This window comes from Streptomyces fructofermentans (assembly GCF_014651055.1).
GTDB lineage: Bacteria > Actinomycetota > Actinomycetes > Streptomycetales > Streptomycetaceae > Streptomyces > Streptomyces fructofermentans.
Genome location: NZ_BMWD01000007.1, coordinates 299797 through 316060, shown reverse-complemented (window position 1 = coordinate 316060; position 16264 = coordinate 299797). Strand labels below are relative to the sequence as shown.

General features: G+C 72.5%; 15 protein-coding genes. 12 read left to right on the top strand and 3 right to left on the bottom strand.

Features of this window, described 5'->3' with window-relative positions:
- Positions 1-120: 120 nt before the first annotated feature.
- The 7 genes from IE265_RS13245 to pqqE all read left to right on the top strand — a co-directional run bounded on the left by IE265_RS13245 (position 121) and on the right by pqqE (position 7037).
- Complete coding sequence (locus IE265_RS13245) at positions 121-2271, top strand: outer membrane protein assembly factor BamB family protein (protein ID WP_190035669.1); 2151 nt, start codon at positions 121-123, stop codon at positions 2269-2271.
- A gap of 385 nt (positions 2272-2656) precedes the next feature.
- Positions 2657-3649, top strand: a complete 993-nt coding sequence (locus IE265_RS13240; protein WP_190035668.1) for a ThuA domain-containing protein — start codon at positions 2657-2659, stop codon at positions 3647-3649.
- A gap of 172 nt (positions 3650-3821) precedes the next feature.
- Positions 3822-3950, top strand: coding sequence for a pyrroloquinoline quinone precursor peptide PqqA (pqqA, locus tag IE265_RS13235; protein WP_190035667.1), 129 nt, complete (start codon positions 3822-3824; stop codon positions 3948-3950).
- A gap of 9 nt (positions 3951-3959) precedes the next feature.
- Positions 3960-4859 (top strand): pyrroloquinoline quinone biosynthesis protein PqqB, encoded by a 900-nt coding sequence (gene pqqB, locus IE265_RS13230; protein ID WP_190035666.1) that lies wholly within the window; start codon positions 3960-3962, stop codon positions 4857-4859.
- A gap of 62 nt (positions 4860-4921) precedes the next feature.
- Positions 4922-5656 (top strand): pyrroloquinoline-quinone synthase PqqC, encoded by a 735-nt coding sequence (gene pqqC, locus IE265_RS13225; protein WP_190035720.1) that lies wholly within the window; start codon positions 4922-4924, stop codon positions 5654-5656.
- On the top strand, positions 5653-5919 hold the full coding sequence (pqqD, locus tag IE265_RS13220; protein WP_190035722.1) for a pyrroloquinoline quinone biosynthesis peptide chaperone PqqD: 267 nt from the start codon (positions 5653-5655) through the stop codon (positions 5917-5919). Before pqqC ends, pqqD begins: the two co-directional genes overlap by 4 nt.
- The gene (gene pqqE / locus IE265_RS13215) at positions 5916-7037 is read left to right on the top strand and encodes a pyrroloquinoline quinone biosynthesis protein PqqE (protein WP_190035665.1); all 1122 of its coding nucleotides are present in this window, start codon (positions 5916-5918) and stop codon (positions 7035-7037) included. The genes pqqD and pqqE overlap by 4 nt, the downstream gene beginning before the upstream one ends.
- Positions 7038-7052: 15 nt before the next feature.
- Here the strand turns inward: pqqE and IE265_RS13210 are convergent, their stop codons facing one another.
- A complete protein-coding gene (locus tag IE265_RS13210) occupies positions 7053-8405 on the bottom strand; it encodes an ROK family protein (protein WP_190035664.1) in 1353 nt (450 codons plus the stop codon).
- Between the two features lie 181 nt (positions 8406-8586).
- Between IE265_RS13210 and IE265_RS13205 the strand changes: the two genes are divergently transcribed.
- Genes IE265_RS13205 through IE265_RS13190 form a run of 4 tightly spaced genes read left to right on the top strand, consistent with a single transcriptional unit; the run spans position 8587 to position 13238 of the window.
- Positions 8587-9900, top strand: coding sequence for an ABC transporter substrate-binding protein (locus IE265_RS13205; RefSeq protein ID WP_190035663.1), 1314 nt, complete (start codon positions 8587-8589; stop codon positions 9898-9900).
- A gap of 14 nt (positions 9901-9914) precedes the next feature.
- Positions 9915-10913: a carbohydrate ABC transporter permease gene (locus tag IE265_RS13200; protein ID WP_190035662.1), complete on the top strand. Its 999-nt coding sequence runs from the start codon at positions 9915-9917 to the stop codon at positions 10911-10913.
- Entirely contained in the window at positions 10906-11820 is a 915-nt protein-coding gene (locus IE265_RS13195; protein ID WP_190035661.1) for a carbohydrate ABC transporter permease, read from the top strand. The genes IE265_RS13200 and IE265_RS13195 overlap by 8 nt, the downstream gene beginning before the upstream one ends.
- Positions 11821-11873: 53 nt before the next feature.
- A complete protein-coding gene (locus IE265_RS13190; protein ID WP_190035660.1) occupies positions 11874-13238 on the top strand; it encodes a GH1 family beta-glucosidase in 1365 nt (454 codons plus the stop codon).
- A 188-nt stretch (positions 13239-13426) separates the two neighbouring features.
- Here IE265_RS13190 and IE265_RS13185 read toward each other — a convergent pair whose 3' ends face one another.
- Positions 13427-14230: a sortase domain-containing protein gene (locus IE265_RS13185; RefSeq protein ID WP_190035659.1), complete on the bottom strand. Its 804-nt coding sequence runs from the start codon at positions 14228-14230 to the stop codon at positions 13427-13429.
- A gap of 134 nt (positions 14231-14364) precedes the next feature.
- Positions 14365-15288, bottom strand: coding sequence for an SGNH/GDSL hydrolase family protein (locus tag IE265_RS13180; RefSeq protein WP_190035658.1), 924 nt, complete (start codon positions 15286-15288; stop codon positions 14365-14367).
- 563 nt (positions 15289-15851) lie between these two features.
- Between IE265_RS13180 and IE265_RS13175 the strand changes: the two genes are divergently transcribed.
- On the top strand, positions 15852-16169 hold the full coding sequence (locus IE265_RS13175; RefSeq protein ID WP_190035657.1) for an alpha-amylase inhibitor: 318 nt from the start codon (positions 15852-15854) through the stop codon (positions 16167-16169).
- The last annotated feature ends 95 nt before the right edge of the window (positions 16170-16264 follow it).

Below are 16264 nucleotides of genomic sequence, written 5' to 3'. Positions count from 1 at the left end.
CGGGTTCCACGAACCGTACAGCGGACCATGATCCGCCCGCCGCACTCCCTCCCCCACCCTGACGCACAGGTCGGCCCGTCACCGATTTGATGGTCAGGTCCATGCCATGAAAGAGGGACCATGGACAGACGCAGCTTCCTCACCTCGACCGCCGCCGGCACGGCGACCACCGTCACCCTCCTCAACCCGGCCCCCGCACAGGCCGATTCACCCACGGACGGACTGGCCCGGCCGGTGCCGGACCAGTCGCACGCGGCCACCGGCAAGGACTTCCCGACGGCCGGCGGAAACCTCGGCAACCACAACCACTCCTCGCTCCGGCGGATCACCACCGGCAACGTCCGCGGGCTCGGCGGCGCGTGGCACGTCAACCTGGAGAACGGCTCCACCGCCTCCCACCAGCAGTGCGCCGTCATCGCCCAGGACGGTGTCCTGTACCTCGCCACCACGCAGCAGAACGTGTTCGCCGTCGACGGCCGCACCGGCGGGGTGAAGTGGCGAACGAGGGTCGGCGACGAGACCACCAACATGCGCGGTCTGGCGCTCGGCAGGGGCCTGGCCTTCACCATCTCCGGCGACAACAGGGTCCACGCGCTCGACCAGCGGACCGGGGCTCCGGTCTGGTCGCGCGAACTGCTCGTCGAGGACCAGGGCGACCCGGACTGCGACCCCGCGAGCGGTCAGTGCGGAGGCAGCCGGGGCGGCCTGGCCGGAGCGGCTGTCTACTGGGACGGACTCGTCTACATCGGCACCCAGGGCAGCACGGCGGGTGCCCGAGGACGCGGCTACGCCCTCGACGCGGCGACCGGGGAGGTCGTCTGGACCTTCTGGGGAACCCCCGGACCCGGCGAGTTCGGACACGACACCTGGGAGGGCGACACCTGGAAGACCGGGGGCGCCGTCTGCTGGATCCATCCGGCCGTCGACCCCGAACTCAGCACCGTCTACTGGACGTTCGGCAACCCCTATCCGCGTACCGACGGCTCCACCCGGGGCGGCGACAACCTGTTCGCCAACTGCCTGGTCGCCATCGACGCCAAGACCGGTGAGCGCCGCTGGCACTTCCAGTCCGTCCACCACGACATCTGGGACTACGACGGCGTCATGTCCCCCGTGCTCGCCGACCTGCTGATCAAGGGCCGCAAGCGCCGGGTCGTCGTCTACGGCAGCAAGACGGGCATGTACTACATCCTCGACCGCGCCACCGGGAAGCCCGTCCACGGCATGGAGGAGCGGCCCGTCCCCCAGCACGCGGCGCAGAAGACCTCGCCCACCCAGCCCTTTCCCGGCGGCGAGCCGTTCGTCGAGACGGAGCCCCGTCTCGACAAGTCGACCCGGCCGGTGCCCTTCTACCCGACGGGCGGGCTGTTCGAGGCCCACTGGGACCGGGCGACGATCATCTTCCCCGGCGCCGGCGGCGGTGCCGACTGGTCGTCCCCCTCCTTCAGCCATCGCACCGGCCTCGTCTACGTCGGCTACGGCCTGATCAACTCCGCCTACTCGAACACCCACGGGGGCCGGGTCAACACCGCCCGCCCGCTCGGCGAGTACTTCGCGGGGGGCCTGGCCGCCGTCGACCCGCGCAGCAACACCGTGGCCTGGCGACGGGAGGGCGACTGGTCCCTCGCCCACGGCAACGGTGTCCTCAGCACGGCCGGCGGAGTCCTCTTCCAGGGCAGGCCCGACGGCGTCCTGACCGCACTCGACGACCGGGACGGCAGCCCGCTGTGGAGCTGGCAGTGCGGGGCCGGGGTGAACACCAGCCCGCTGACGTACGAGATCGACGGCGAGCAGTACGTCGCCGTCCTCGCCGGAGGCAACGGCCTGCCCTACCCGGACGTCCCGAAGGGCGACCACCTGTGGGCCTTCAAGCTGGGCGGCACCGTCCCGCAGGCCGCCGCCCCCACCCCGCCGTCGCGGCGCAACCAGGTCCGCGCCGCCGCCGTCACCGGCGCGACCGCCCACGACACCGTCACGCTGGGCCGGATCTGGGACGCCGCCAGGAGCGCCCCGGGGGCAACGGAGAACCTCGTCGCGCAGAACGCCATGTCGCCCCAGCACCTGCGCGTCCCCCGGGGCACGGCCGTCACGTTCACCAACCCGCCGGACAACAGGTCGGCGCACGGCGCCGTGTCGTTCTTCGAGGCCGAGTTCGACACCGGTCTGCTCATGCCGGGGCAGTCCTTCACGCACACCTTCGACACCCCGGGCGAGTACTTCTACAACGACCCGGTCGCCCCGCAGAGCACCGGCAAGATCGTGGTCCACTAGACCCCCGCCGGTGGGCCGGGCCGCCCCGACACACCCCGCCGCGGCCTCGCGCGCGCCCCACCGCCGCCTCCCCGGCCGTACGGCGCGGCACGAATGGCGCCCGGCACCCCACACAACTCGGGCTGCGCGCTTGGGGTTTCCGGCTTCCGGCTTCGGGCTTCCGGCTTCCGACTTCCGACTTCCGGCCTCGGGCTTCGGGCTTCCGCCCGGAACACCCACGACGCCCCCTCCGGGCAGGGCCGCACGGCCCGCGCACACCCCCGGCGACCCCGGCGACCCCGCCGCCACCCGGCCCGCGCCCACGCCGACGACGGACGGACCGTCGCACCTCGCGGGCTCCACCGCACCGCTCCCCGTACCCCGCAGCCGACCCAAGGACGTTCCCATGAACACACCATCCCCGGCCGGACGGCGCACGCGGCCCCTGCGCGCGGCGCTGACCGGAGCCGCCGGCGCCCTCGGCCTGACGATCGCGCTGCTGGCCTCCGGCACCCTCAGCGTCGCCCAGGACCGTACGGACCAGGGGGCGCGTGAGCTCGGCGAGCCCGACTACGGCGTGTGCCGGGGCGTGGACCCCCGCTGCTACCACGACTGGGGCAACTTCGACGCCTCCGACGGATTCCGCGTCCTGCTCTACACCCGCACGGCGGGTCCGCGCCACGCCAACCTCGGCCCGGCGCTCGCCCCCGGACTCAACCCCCCTCTCACCGACGCCAACACCGTGCAGAACGGCGTGCTCAGGATGGGCCGGGACAACGGCTTCCAGGTCGACTACACCGAGGACGTGTCCCGGCTGTCCTCGCCGGCCGCGCTCTTCCGGTACGACGCCGTCGTCTTCTACTCCACCAGCCGCGACGCCCTGGACGACGCCGCGCAGACCTCGCTGCGGCAGTACGTCCGGGGCGGCGGAGGCTTCGTGGGCATCCACAACGCCTTCGGCACCGAATACAACTGGCCTTGGTACGAAGGGCTTTTGGGCAACGCGAACTTCTACGACCACGGCCCCGCGCAACCCGGCACCGTACGGACCGTGAACCGCAAGGACGTCTCCACCAGGTCGCTGCCCGCGTCCTGGTCGTTCTCCGACGAGTGGTACAACCTCGTCCCCGCCCCCACCCGTGTGCGGGTCCTGGCCGAAGTCGACGAGAGCACCCTGGCCGAGGGAACCGCGGGCAACTACCGCCATCCCGGGCACGGCGACGACCACCCGGTCGCCTGGTGCCACTACTACGACGGCGGCCGTGCCTGGCTGACCACCCTGGGCCACGACGCGAGGGACTTCAGCACCGACGGGTCCTTCCCCGGCGCGGCCGAGTTCCAGCGGCTCGTCCTCGGCGGCATCCGCTCCGCCATGGGCCAGGCCCCCTTCTGCAAGTAGCCCGCCCCGAGGCCGTCGCCCCGGTCCATGCCCGCTTCTCCGCACCGCCCCCGGAACCGGGTCCACCCGGACCCGCACCCCCGTCCGGACCGATCCCGGACCCGCACCACCCGTCCGGACCGACAGCCCGGGCCGGACGGCCGGTCGCTCCACCCCGACGGAAGGAAGCACCATGCAGAACGAGAACCCCGCACCGCGCCGGCCCGAGCAGGACGAGCGGCCCGCCGTCTGGCAGGCCCCCGACTTCACGGTGGTCGACACCGCCCTCGAAGTCACCGCCTACGCGCTGCGCTCCGAGTAGGCGGCCGCCGTGCTGCTGCGTGTCCTCGGCACTGCGGCGGGCGGCGGACTCCCCCAGTGGAACTGCGCGTGCCCCGGTTGCGCCGGGGCACGCCGGGACCCCTCCCGCCGCCGACTGCACGACGCCCTGGCCGTTCACGGAACGGCCCCGGGCGACTGGTTCCTCGCCAACGCCACTCCGGACATCGCCGAGCAACTGGAGAGCCACCCCGGGCTGCGGCCGGACGACGGACGGCGGCGCACCCCCGTGGTGCGCGTCGTGCTGACCGACGCCGAACTCGACCACACGCTCGGTCTGCTGCGCCTGCGCGAGGCGGCCCGGATCGAGGTGTGGTGCACCGAACCCGTGCGCAAGGCGCTGGCCTCGCGGCTTCCCCTGACGGAAGTGCTCGCCCCGTACGCGGAGTTGGTCTGGCACGACCTGCCTCTCACCGGCGAGGGACGCCCCGCCGTCATCGGCGGCCTCGGCGTCAGCGCGCTGCCCCTGTCCGCCAAGCGCCCCCGGTACGCGGCCGACGAGCCCGCGCATCCCGCCTGGAGCACGGCCCTGCTCGTCCGCGACCCCGGCACCGGCGCCGGCGCCCTGTACGCGCCGTCGATCGCCGCGTGGAGCCAGCGGCTCGACGCGGAACTGGCGGACGCCGACTTCGCGCTGGTCGACGGAACGTTCCTCGACGAGGACGAGCCCGGCCGCAACGGCCTCTCCACCCGTACCGCCACCGCCATGGGCCACCTGCCCGTGCGGGGCCCTGAAGGCACCGCGCGCAGACTGCACCGGACGGGCGCGCGGGCCCTCTTCACCCATCTCAACAACACCAACCCGCTCGTGGACCCCGACGATCCCGAGCACGAGCGGCTCGCCCGGCTGGGCCTGGGCGTGGCCGAGGACAGGATGGCGGTGTCCCTGTGACCACGACCGTGCCCGGCACATCACGGACCCCCGGGCCCTCCGGCCAGGAACGGGCCGACCCGCTGAACCCGCCGGCCGACCCGCACAACCCGCTCGCCGGCCCGTGGGACGCGGCCGGGTTCGAACGGCGGCTGCGCGGCCTGGCCGCGGCCCGCTACCACGACCGACACCCGTTCAACCGGCGTATGCACGCGGGTGGGTTGAGCGCGGACGAGCTGCGCACCTGGGTGGCGAACCGCTTCTACTACCAGTGCGCCATCCCGCTCAAGGACGCCTTCGTCCTGACCAAGCTGGGCACACCGGACCGCCGGCGCTCGTGGCTGCGGCGCATCCAGGACCACGACGGCCTCACCGAGGGCGACGGCGGGATCGAGCGCTGGCTCCGGCTGGGTGAGGCGGTCGGCCTGCGGCGGGAGGACCTGCTGACGCACCGCCGGCTGCTGCCCGGGGTGCGCCTCGCCGTCGACGGGTACGTCGGGCTCTGCCGCGACGGCACCGCACTGGAGGCGGTCGCCTCGTCGCTCACCGAACTGTGCGCCCCGTCCATCATGCTCACCCGCCTGGAGGCCTTTCCCCGCCACTACCCGTGGATCGACCCCGCCGGCCTGGCCTACTTCCGCGACCGGGTGCCGCAGGGCCGCCGCGACGCCGCCGAGGCCCTCGCCTGGGTCACGGAATGGGCGCTCACCCGCGCCGAGCAGGAACAGGCCCTGGCCGCACTGTCCTTCAAGTGCGATGTGCTGTGGGCCCTGCTGGACAGCGTGCAGGGCGCGAGCGCGCCGACGGCGCTCCGGTGAGCGCCGACCGGGCCTGGCGGCCCCGCGTCGCCGCCTCCGCGGTGCTCCGCCGCGACCACGTGCGCCGGTCGGACGTGCTGCTGCTGCCGGAACGCGTGGTCGTGCTGCACGGCTCGGGCCGCGCGGTCCTGGACCTGTGCGACGGCAGCCGCACGGTCGAGGAGATCACGGCCGCACTGGGCCGCGCGCACTCCGGGCCGGTAGCGGCGGACGACGTCGCCTCGTTCCTCGGCCGGCTGCGCACGCAGGGCTGCCTGCGATGACGCCCACCGCGCCCGTAGGCGCCGAACCTCCCCCGCCCTGGGCCCTGCTCGCCGAACTGACCCACGCCTGCCCCCTGCGGTGCGGGTACTGCTCCAACCCGCTGGAACTGACCCGCCGTTCGCGGGAACTCCGTACGGACCAGTGGGCCGACGTGTTCCGCCAGGCGGCCGAACTGGGCGTCCTGCAGACCCATTTGTCAGGCGGTGAGCCGCTGCTGCGCCGCGACCTGGAGGACATCACGAGGGCCGCGGTGGAGGCCGGGCTCCACACCCAGCTCGTGACCAGCGCGGTCGGCCTGTCCGCGGCACGGCTGGACGCGCTGGTGGAAGCGGGGCTGCACAGCGTCCAGTTGTCCGTCCAGCACGCGGACCCGGAGCGCTCCGACGCGCTCGCCGGCCATCCGGCGTTCGCCGCGAAGCGTGCCGCGGCCCGACTCGTCACGGACCGGGGCCTGCCGCTCGGCGTCAACGCCGTACTGCACCGGCACAACCTCGACGCCGTGGACGACCTCGTCCGGCTCGCGCTGGACTGGGGAGCGGACCGCGTCGAGCTGGCCAACACCCAGTTCTACGGGTGGGGTCTGCTCAACAGGGCCGCCCTCATGCCCACCGGCGAGCAACTCGCGGCGGCGGCCCAGGCGGTGGAGCGGCGCAGGGCGGAACTGGCCGGAGTCCTCGACATCACCTGGGTGGTGCCCGACTACTTCTCCGGGACGCCCAAGCCGTGCATGGGCGGCTGGGGCGCCGTCTCCCTCACCGTCGCGCCGGACGGCACGGCGCTGCCGTGCCCCGCGGCCGCGGCGCTTCCCGGCCTGGACCCGCCGAACGTCACCGAGCGGCCGCTGCGCTGGATCTGGGCGGAGTCGAGGGCGTTCACCCTGTACCGGGGGACCGACTGGCTGCCCTCCCCCTGCAGGGACTGCGACCGCCGCACCGAGGACTTCGGCGGCTGCCGGTGCCAGGCCCACGCCCTCACGGGGGACGCCGCACGCACCGACCCGGCCTGCTCCCTCTCCCCCGACCACGCGGCCCTGGTCGCGCTCACGCGGGCGGACACGCCGGCCGCGATCGTCCCGCGCCGCCCGGGAGGGCGTGCGCCGGGCCGCGTCGTCGGGTGAGCGGGCGGGGGCGACTCACGGCGCGGTCCCGGTCCGACCCGCGCGGGTCGGGCCGCGCCTCGCCGGGCTCTGAGCGAGCCGCCCTCCCAACGACGTGCGCCACACCGGCGGTTCGTCCTGGGACACCTCGGCGGACGGCGGGCGGCCTCCTCGGGCGAAGAAGTCGGCGAGGGGCAGGATCGCCGCGCCCACGGTCACGGCGTCGGGTCCCAGCCTGCCGAGTTCGATGCCGACCCGACCCGCGGGGTGGGTCAGCGCGTAGGAGTGGGCGTACGTCCGCACGGTCTCCAGGAAGCGCGCCCCGAGCTGGAGGCCGGCCCAGCCGCCGACGAGGATGCGCTCGGGCTGGAAGAGGTTGATCAGGTCCGAAAGGCCCGCGCCCAGGTACTCCGCCGTCTCGGCGAGCACGGCCGCGGCCACCGGGTCGGGTTCGCCGCCGTCGGGCGGGTAGGCCGCCGCGAGGATCGCGGTCAGCGCGGTCTCCTCGTCGGTGTCGTGCGGCGGTTGCCCGCCCGCCTCCTGCCAGCGTTCCAGGAGCGCCTCCGCGCCCGCGTAGGCCTCCAGGCAGCCGAGCGCCCCGCAGCGGCACCGGCGTCCCTGCACGCGCACGGTGAGGTGGCCCCATTCGACGGCACGGCCGTGCTCGACCTCGTCGGTCACGACGCAGGCGCCGACTCCGGAGCCGAACAGGACCACGACGGCGTTGCGCGCGCCGCGTCCGGCACCGAACCACATCTCGGCCTGTCCGAGGGTCTTGGCGCCGTTGTCGATGAAGTAGGGCACGTGCGGCGGCAGTTGTCCGGAGTCCCGCAGCATGCGTTCGAGCGGGACGGCGTCCCAGCCGATGGTCTGGCCGTGCACGACGGCGCCCTCCTCGGCCGAGTGCTCGACGATTCCGGGCATCCCGATGCCGACACCGAGGAGTTCGCCGGGGATCCGGCCGGCCGTCCGCAGCACCTCGGTGACACCGTCCAGGATATGGCCGACGATCACCTCCACGTCGTAGGCGTTGTCGCCCCGGTGGACCAACGGCCGCTCGGTGCGTGCGAGTTCGGCCAGGGAGAGGTCGAACAGCTCGACGCGGACCCGGGTCTCGCCGACGTCGACCCCGATCATGTGCCCGCTGCCGGGGGAGACGCGGAGCAGCGTACGCGGGCGGCCGCCGTCGGAGTTGACACTGCCGGCCTCCTCCACGAGCCCGTCGGCCAGCAGGTCGGCGACGACATTGGTGACGGAGCCCGAACTCAGGCCTGTCGCCGGACCGAGGGAGAAACGGCTCATCGGCCCGTCGAAATACAAACGTTGCAGTACCGCGGTGCGGTTCTCCCGCCGCAGGTCACGGACCGTCCGACCGTTGCGCGCTGCCACCTGACCCCCTCTTTTCCGGCTCGGCCCGTCAAGTCACCCTCGCTGAAGCTCTTGACGCGCCCTTCTCTTGAGGTTTAACTCACGTCCTAAATTAAGCCATGAGGGACTTCGGAAGTCGAACGGGGTGTCGCTCCGCAGTCTTCCTCTGGTTCTCGACTCCCGGAAAGGGACACCTGGAGCCATGCGCATCCGAGCCGCGGCCGTAGGCGCCGTCACCATGTCTCTCGCTCTTGCCGCCTCGGCGTGCGGCGGTGGTTCGTCGTCGGGCGAGGGATCCAACGACTCACCCAAGACGCTGACCTACTGGGCCTCCAACCAGGGCGCCAGCATCGAGGTCGACAAGAAGGTCCTCCGGCCCGAACTCGACAAGTTCGAGAAGGAGACCGGAATCAAGGTCAAGCTGGAGGTGGTGCCCTGGTCGGACCTGCTCAACCGGATCCTCACCGCGACCACGTCCGGCCAGGGCCCCGACGTCCTCAACATAGGCAACACCTGGAGCGCCTCGCTGCAGGCCTCCGGCGCGCTGCTGCCGTGGGACGCCAAGAACTTCGGCAGGATCGGGGGCAAGGACCGCTTCGTCGACTCGGCCCTCGGCTCCACGGGCGTCCAGGGCCAGGACCCGGCGGCGGTGCCGCTGTACTCCATGGCCTACGCGCTCTACTACAACAAGAAGATGTTCGCCGACGCCGGCATCAGCAAGCCGCCGGCCACGTGGGACGAGCTGGTCGCCGACGGCAAGAAGATCTCCAAGAAGGGCAAGTGGGGCCTCGGCGCCGAGGGTTCCAACCTGTCGAACAACATCCACCAGATCTTCGTCCTCGGACAGCAGCACGACGCCGACTTCTTCACCGCGGAAGGCAAGCCCGACTTCACCTCCGACGGCGCGGTCGCCGCGATCAAGCAGTACGTCGACCTGATGGCCAAGGACAAGATCGTCGCGCCCGGCAACGCCGAGTACGCGCAGAACCAGTCGCTCAGCGACTTCGCCAAGGGCAAGACGGCGATGGTGCTGTGGCAGACCGCCTCCGCCACCTTCAAGTCGCTGGGCATGGAGGACGACGAGTGGGGCGTGGCGCCCGCGCCGGTCCAGTCGGGCACCCCCGGCACCGGCACGAACGTCAACTCCATGGTCGCCGGCATCAACATGGCCGTCTTCAAGAACAGCAAGAACATCGACGGCGCCACGAAGTTCGTGGAGTTCATGACGAGCGACGCCGAGCAGAAGATCCTCAACAAGGCGTACGGCTCCATCCCGCCGGTCAAGGCCGCGCAGTCCGACCCCGCGTTCAACACACAGGCGACGGCTGCCCTGCGGGAGACCCTCGCGACGAGTGCGGAGGCCCTTCCGCAGGTGGCCGAGGAGTCGCAGTTCGAGACGGCGGTCGGCACGGCCGTCAAGGAACTGTTCGCCGACGCCGCCGCCGGGCGTCCGGTGACCACCGCGTCCGTCAAGGCGAAGCTCGAAAAGGCCCAGCAGCAGATGCCGACGAAGTGAGCGCGAGTCCCCTCATGACCACCACGACCGCCGACGCAGCCGTCGACGAGCCGTCGGTGCGCAAGAACTCCCCCGGTGCGGCGCGCGGCCCGCGCCGCACCGGGCGGATCCGCCGCATCGGACTGCCGTACCTGCTGCTCCTGCCCGCCCTGCTCCTCGAACTCCTCGTCCACCTGGTGCCGATGGTCATCGGCATGGTGATGAGCTTCAAGGAGCTCACCCAGTTCTACATCCGCGACTGGGGCACCGCGCCCTGGTCCGGGCTCGACAACTACACGATGTCGGTGGACTTCGACGCGCCCGTCGGCGAGGCGCTGCTCCACTCGTTCTTCGTGACCTGCGTCTTCACCGTGCTGTCGGTCGGCATATGCTGGCTGCTCGGCACGGCCGCCGCGATCTACATGCAGGATGTCTTCCGCGGCCGCGGTCTGCTGCGGGCCGTGTTCCTGGTGCCGTACGCGCTGCCCGTGTACGCGGCCGTCATCACCTGGGCGTTCATGTTCCAGCACGACAACGGGCTGGTGAACCACGTCCTGCACGACCAGCTGGGCCTCACCGACAAGCCGTCGTTCTGGCTCATCGGCGACAACAGCTTCGTCGCCCTGCTCACCGTGTCGGTCTGGAAGGGCTGGCCCTTCGCCTTCCTGATCGTCATGGCCGGCCTGCAGAACATCCCCAGGGAGCTGTACGAGGCGGCCTCGCTCGACGGCGCGGGACTGTGGCAACAGCTCCGCCGCATCACCCTGCCGTCGCTGCGCCCGGTCAACCAGGTGCTCGTACTGGTGCTGTTCCTGTGGACGTTCAACGACTTCAACACGCCGTACGTCCTGTTCGGGAAGGCCGCGCCGGAGGCCGCCGACCTGATCTCGATCCACATCTACCAGTCGTCGTTCGTGACCTGGAACTTCGGCGCCGGTTCGGCCATGTCCGTCCTGCTGCTGCTCTTCCTGCTGGTCGTGACCGGCGTGTACCTCGCGCTGACCTCTCGTGGAAGGAAGGCCGCCGATGTCTAGCACCTCGACGGCGCCCCGCCCGGCGCCGGCCGCCGAGCGCCCCGTGCGGGCCGTGCCCCGCTCACCGATGGCGCCCCCGCGGTCCTTCCTCTGGTCGCGCGCGATCTTCCTGACCCTGCTCACCGGCTTCGTCCTGCTGCCCGTGTACGTCATGGTCTCCAGCTCGCTGAAGCCGCTCCAGGACGTGTCCGGGAAGTTCCGCTGGGTGCCCAGCGGGCTGACGATCCGCCCGTACATCGACATCTGGTCGACGGTCCCGCTGGCCAAGTACTTCATGAACTCGCTGATCGTGGCCGGCGCGGCGACCGTCTGCTCGGTGGTCATCGCGGTGTTCTCCGCGTACGCGGTCAGCCGCTACAACTTCCGGGGCAAGCGCGTCTTCACGGTCACCGTGCTGTCCACGCAGATGTTCCCGGGCATCCTGTTCCTGCTGCCGCTGTTCCTGATCTACGTCAACATCGGCAACGCCACCGGAATCGCGCTGTTCGGCTCGCGCGGCGGCCTGATCCTCACCTATCTGACCTTCTCGCTGCCGTTCTCGATCTGGATGCTCATCGGGTACTTCGACTCGGTGCCGCGCGATCTGGACGAGGCCGCCCTCGTGGACGGCTGCGGACCCCTCGGCGCGCTGTTCCGGGTCGTCGTCCCGGCCGCGATCCCGGGCATCGTCGCGGTGGCCGTCTACGCGTTCATGACGGCCTGGGGCGAAGTCCTGTTCGCCTCAGTGATGACCAACGACGCCACCCGCACCCTCGCCGTGGGCCTCCAGGGCTACTCCACGCAGAACGAGGTGTACTGGAACCAGATCATGGCGGCGTCACTGGTCGTGAGCATCCCCGTGGTCGCGGGCTTCCTGCTGCTCCAGCGCTACCTCGTCGCCGGGCTCACCGCGGGAGCGGTGAAGTGACCGACTCCCCCACCCACGAACCGACCGGCTCCCCCACCTCTGAGAGGACTTCTGTGTCCGAACGCATCGACCTCGCCGCTCTCCCGCACGACTTCCTGTGGGGCACGGCCACCTCGGCCTACCAGATCGAGGGCGCCGTTGCGGAGGACGGCCGATCGCCGTCGATCTGGGACACGTTCTCCCACACGCCGGGCAAGACCGACAACGGCGACCACGGCGACATGGCCTGCGACCACTACCACCGCTGGCGCGAGGACGTCTCGCTCATGAAGGCGCTGGGCACCAACGCCTACCGGCTCTCCGTCGCCTGGCCCCGGGTGGTGCCGGGCGGCGACGGAGCGGTGAACGCGAAGGGCCTCGCCTTCTACGACGAACTGATCGACGGCCTGCTGGAGGCCGGCATCACGCCGTCCGTCACGCTCTACCACTGGGACCTCCCCCAGGCGCTCCAGGACCGGGGCGGCTGGCCCGAGCGCGAGACCGCCGAGCACTTCGCGGCCTACGCCTCCGTCGTGGCCGAGCGGCTGGGCGACCGCGTCACCCACTGGACCACCCTCAACGAGCCCCTGTGCTCCGCCTGGATCGGTCACCTCGAAGGCAAGATGGCGCCCGGTCTGACCGATCTGACGGCCGCCGTCCGCGCCTCGTACCACCTGCTGCTCGGGCACGGCATGGCCGCGCAGGCGATCAGGGCCGCGTGCCCGGACGCCGAGGTGGGCATCGTCAACAACCTCTCCACCGTCCACGCGGCCTCCGACCGGCCCGAGGACACGGCGGCGGCCCGCCGCATGGACGGCCACACCAACCGCTGGTGGCTCGACCCGGTGCACGGCCGCGGCTTCCCGGCCGACATGCGCGAGGTCTACGGCGTCGAACTGCCCGAGCGTGCGGGCGACCTGGCGACGATCGCGCAGCCGCTGGACTGGCTGGGCCTGAACTACTACTTCCCCGCCACGGTCGCAGACGACCCGAGCGGGCCCGCGCCGTACGCACGCTCGGTGCGCCGCCTCGGCGTCCCCCGTACGGGCATGGACTGGGAGATCGACGCCGACGGCATCGAGACGCTGCTGCTGCGCCTGACGAACGAGTACGGCGCCCGGCGGCTCTACGTCACGGAGAACGGCTCCTCGTACCCCGACGTGGTCCGCCCCGACGGCACCGTCGACGACCCGGAGCGCCAGGACTACCTGGTCGGGCACCTCGCGGCCTGTGCCTCGGCGGCCCGCAAGGGCGCGCCCCTGGCCGGGTACTTCGCCTGGTCCCTGCTGGACAACTTCGAGTGGGCCTACGGCTACGACAAGCGCTTCGGCCTCGTCCACGTCGACTACCGCAGCCAGGTCCGCACCATCAAGGGCACTGGGCACGCGTACGCGGACATCGTCCGCAGCCACCGGGGCCGGGCCAGCCGGGCCGCCTGAGGCGCACCGCCCGCGCCCGCCCGGGTGTCGCGGGGGCCGCGGCAGCGCGGCTCCCGTGCCCGCCCGGGTGTCGCGGGACCCGCGCTCCCGGCCGCACCGCGGACGCGCAGCCGCCTTGACCGTTCCGCGTCAGCGGCCAGGGGCGCCGGGCGTGTGGACGCCGGACAGCGCGGCCGGGCGGTCCGGCGCTATCCCTTCGCCCCGCCGGCGGCCTTCTCCGTGGCGACGAGGGTCCCGATCCGGTCGATGCGGTGCTCGGGGTTGTGCCGGTCGTCGCGCCAGAAGTTCCCCGCGGCGTTGTCCTCGGGGGTGGCGCAGGTCGAGATCGTGATCATCGCCTCGGTGGGCTTCTCCCCGGGCTTGCCGGGCACGGCGGCGCGCTGCTCGGCGAGTGAGCGCTCGGACCGGAACGAGGTCCACCGCGATGCCGTGATCTCGTAGGTGTACACCCTGTCGCCCAGGACGACGCGTACGGTGTCGCCCTTGTCGAGGCTCGGCAGGTCGCGCAGGGGCCCGCCCGCGCTCAGCCGGTGCGCGGTGACGAGGTAGTTGCCCGTCCCGCCCGGCCCGACGCCGCCCTGCGGCCCGTACGGGCTCGCGGCCACGCCCCGGTTCTGGATGTGCGTGCCCGGCCAGTCGTCGGTCGTCCCCTCGTACGGAACGACCTTCAGGTCACGCACGCCGATGGCGGGAATGCTCATGGAGGCCGGCGTGGTGCGCGGGTCGACCGCGGGTTTCACCGGGGCCGAGGAGTCGGACGCGGGGACGGGAGAGGTCCGGGCGGAGGATGCTTCCGGGCTGGGCGAGCCGTCTCCCTCGGCGCTCGGAGACGCCGATGCCGACGCGACGGGTGCCCCGGTCGGCGCCGGGGAGGTCAGGCTCCGCTCCGCGCGCGGTGCGGAGGTGGTGTCGGGTGTGCCCCCCGCGCACGCCGCGACCAGGCCGAGCAGCCCGGCTGCGAGGGCCGCACCGGCGGCGCGCGTGGCGATCATGGCACTCCCGACCGGCGGCCGGGTTCGAACGGGGCGTGGTGACCGGACCGCCTCACGGGGAGAACGAACCGGCCGCGCGGCGGGTTCCCGGCCCGCCGGGAGCACCTGGCGGGGCGGGCCGGGAACCCGATGGGTCAGCGGTGCCCCGCCCCCTTGCCCAGGCGCTTCAGGACCACGTCCGCCATGGCTTCCATGCCCTTGGCGTTGGGATGCGCGGGGGCCGCGGGCGCGACGGGCCTGAGCGGCTCGACCCAGCGGTCGGCGGGCGCCTTGCACATGTCGTGGCCCACCGACGGGCCGTAGGTGTCGACGTACTCGGCCCGGTTCAGCCAGGCGACCAGGCGGAGCATCTGGTTGAGCCGCTTGCCGGTGTCCCGCAGGTACGGGAAGTCCTTCGCGGCGAAGGGGACCGACGGGTAGCAGCCGCTGCCGTCGTCGGGCAGGAGCGCGGGGTAGCCGACGACCACGACGCGGGCGTGGGGCGCCCGGTCGTGCACCGCGCGCAGCACCCGGGCGACCTTCGGCGCGGTCCGGACGATGTTGAGCGCGAGCTGGTCGACGCCGGTGGACGTGTAGTGCTGCCGGCACGGGTTCCCGGCCAGGTCCTTGGAGCTGAGCGCGGCGCAGGTGCTGATGATGGGGCCGAACCCCATGTCGTTGCCGCCGATCTGGAGCGTCACCAGGTCGGTGCTCCGCCTCAGCGCGTCGAGCTGGGGCCCGTTGGTTCCCTGCGCCTTCCACATCTCGTCGGTCTTGGCCCCGCCGCAGCTGACGTCCTTGAACGAGGCCGTCCTGTACCGGGCCGCCACGAGCGAGGGGTAGTTGTGGTCCGAGCGGGCGCAGTTGGCGTCCACCTGACGGGGTATCACCGGTCCTGAGGTGTACGAGTCGCCGAGCGCCACGTAGTCCACGGGGCGGGGCGAGTGCCGCTCCCCCGCCGCGGCGGGGGTCGAGGCGACGGCACCGGCGACGAGTGCGCAACTGCTCAGCGCGGCGCCCAGCACCATGGCGCGGCGCCGTCGCGGGACGTCGCCGCCCGGACGCGTGTGATGGTTCATCGTGCCCCTCCCCTGAAGCCCGGACAGCCCGCGGCACCGGACCGGCGTCGGAGCACACGGAGGATCGCGACACCGCGGCTGCCGGGCACGCTCCCGCCCCACAGGCCCAACATCGCCTGTATACCGGCCGGTAGGCCCGCGGGCCAGGGTCTGGTCGACCCCGGCTCGTTCAACTTTCGACCGTCCGCCCGGCCCGGCGGGTCGCGTACGCGTGACGTGCCGCCGGTGGCCGCACGGCCCGGCGAGGCCCCGGGCGACCGCTCACAACGCGCCTCTCTGCCATGGCGGTCGACGGCTCGCCGACCCCCGCGGCACGCCCGCGGACGGCTCGACGCACCCGTGACGCGCCGCCCCCACCTCGCCCACCTGCGGCTTCCCGCGCCGGGCCGTTCCGGTCCCGAACTGGTTGAGCGCCGGACCACTGACTGAAAGGAGATTCATGGTTTTGCGCAAATCCTGCAAGACCTTGCAAGGTGTGCGGGCGGCTCCGGCACGGCGGTGCCGGAGCCGTCCGCCCGTCCGCCCTGTAGAGACCACCCGAGCCTTCCCCGAGGAGCACGCCGATGCCCGGCACGAGCGACCTTCTGCGCACCACCCTCTGCACCGTCGTGGCGACTGCCGCGCTCGGCGGCCTCGCCCCGACCGCGCGGGCCGCCGGGGAGACGGACGTGCCCGACTGCGTGCACTACGCGAGCGACTGGCGCTACACCACCGTCCTGAACGACTGCGACATCACGGTCGAGCTCACCGTCGAGTACACCGACGGCACGCAGGTCCCCTGCCGGGTCGTCGCGCCCGCCGCGATCGCGACCTTCCCGGGGTACGGCCCCGGCCACAACGACGTCACCGGCCTGCGCGCCTGCACACGGGACGCCCGCTAGCGATGCCCCGGGCCCGGGTCGGTCCGCCCCGCGGCGCGTCCGGCCGTACGCCGCGCCGGTGCCGTGCACGGCCGGTCCGACCGCGGTGGCCGCCC

Excerpts from the sequence above, each read along its gene's own strand:
- pqqE (WP_190035665.1), top strand. The coding sequence starts at position 5,916 with ATGACGCCCACCGCGCCCGTAGGCGCCGAACCTCCCCCGCCCTGGGCC.
- IE265_RS13200 (WP_190035662.1), top strand. The coding sequence starts at position 9,915 with ATGACCACCACGACCGCCGACGCAGCCGTCGACGAGCCGTCGGTGCGC.
- IE265_RS13180 (WP_190035658.1), bottom strand. The coding sequence starts at position 15,288 with ATGAACCATCACACGCGTCCGGGCGGCGACGTCCCGCGACGGCGCCGC.
- IE265_RS13175 (WP_190035657.1), top strand. The coding sequence starts at position 15,852 with ATGCCCGGCACGAGCGACCTTCTGCGCACCACCCTCTGCACCGTCGTG.
- IE265_RS13185 (WP_190035659.1), bottom strand. The coding sequence starts at position 14,230 with ATGATCGCCACGCGCGCCGCCGGTGCGGCCCTCGCAGCCGGGCTGCTC.
- IE265_RS13240 (WP_190035668.1), top strand. The coding sequence starts at position 2,657 with ATGAACACACCATCCCCGGCCGGACGGCGCACGCGGCCCCTGCGCGCG.
- IE265_RS13245 (WP_190035669.1), top strand. The coding sequence starts at position 121 with ATGGACAGACGCAGCTTCCTCACCTCGACCGCCGCCGGCACGGCGACC.
- IE265_RS13205 (WP_190035663.1), top strand. The coding sequence starts at position 8,587 with ATGCGCATCCGAGCCGCGGCCGTAGGCGCCGTCACCATGTCTCTCGCT.
- pqqA (WP_190035667.1), top strand. The coding sequence starts at position 3,822 with ATGCAGAACGAGAACCCCGCACCGCGCCGGCCCGAGCAGGACGAGCGG.
- IE265_RS13195 (WP_190035661.1), top strand. The coding sequence starts at position 10,906 with ATGTCTAGCACCTCGACGGCGCCCCGCCCGGCGCCGGCCGCCGAGCGC.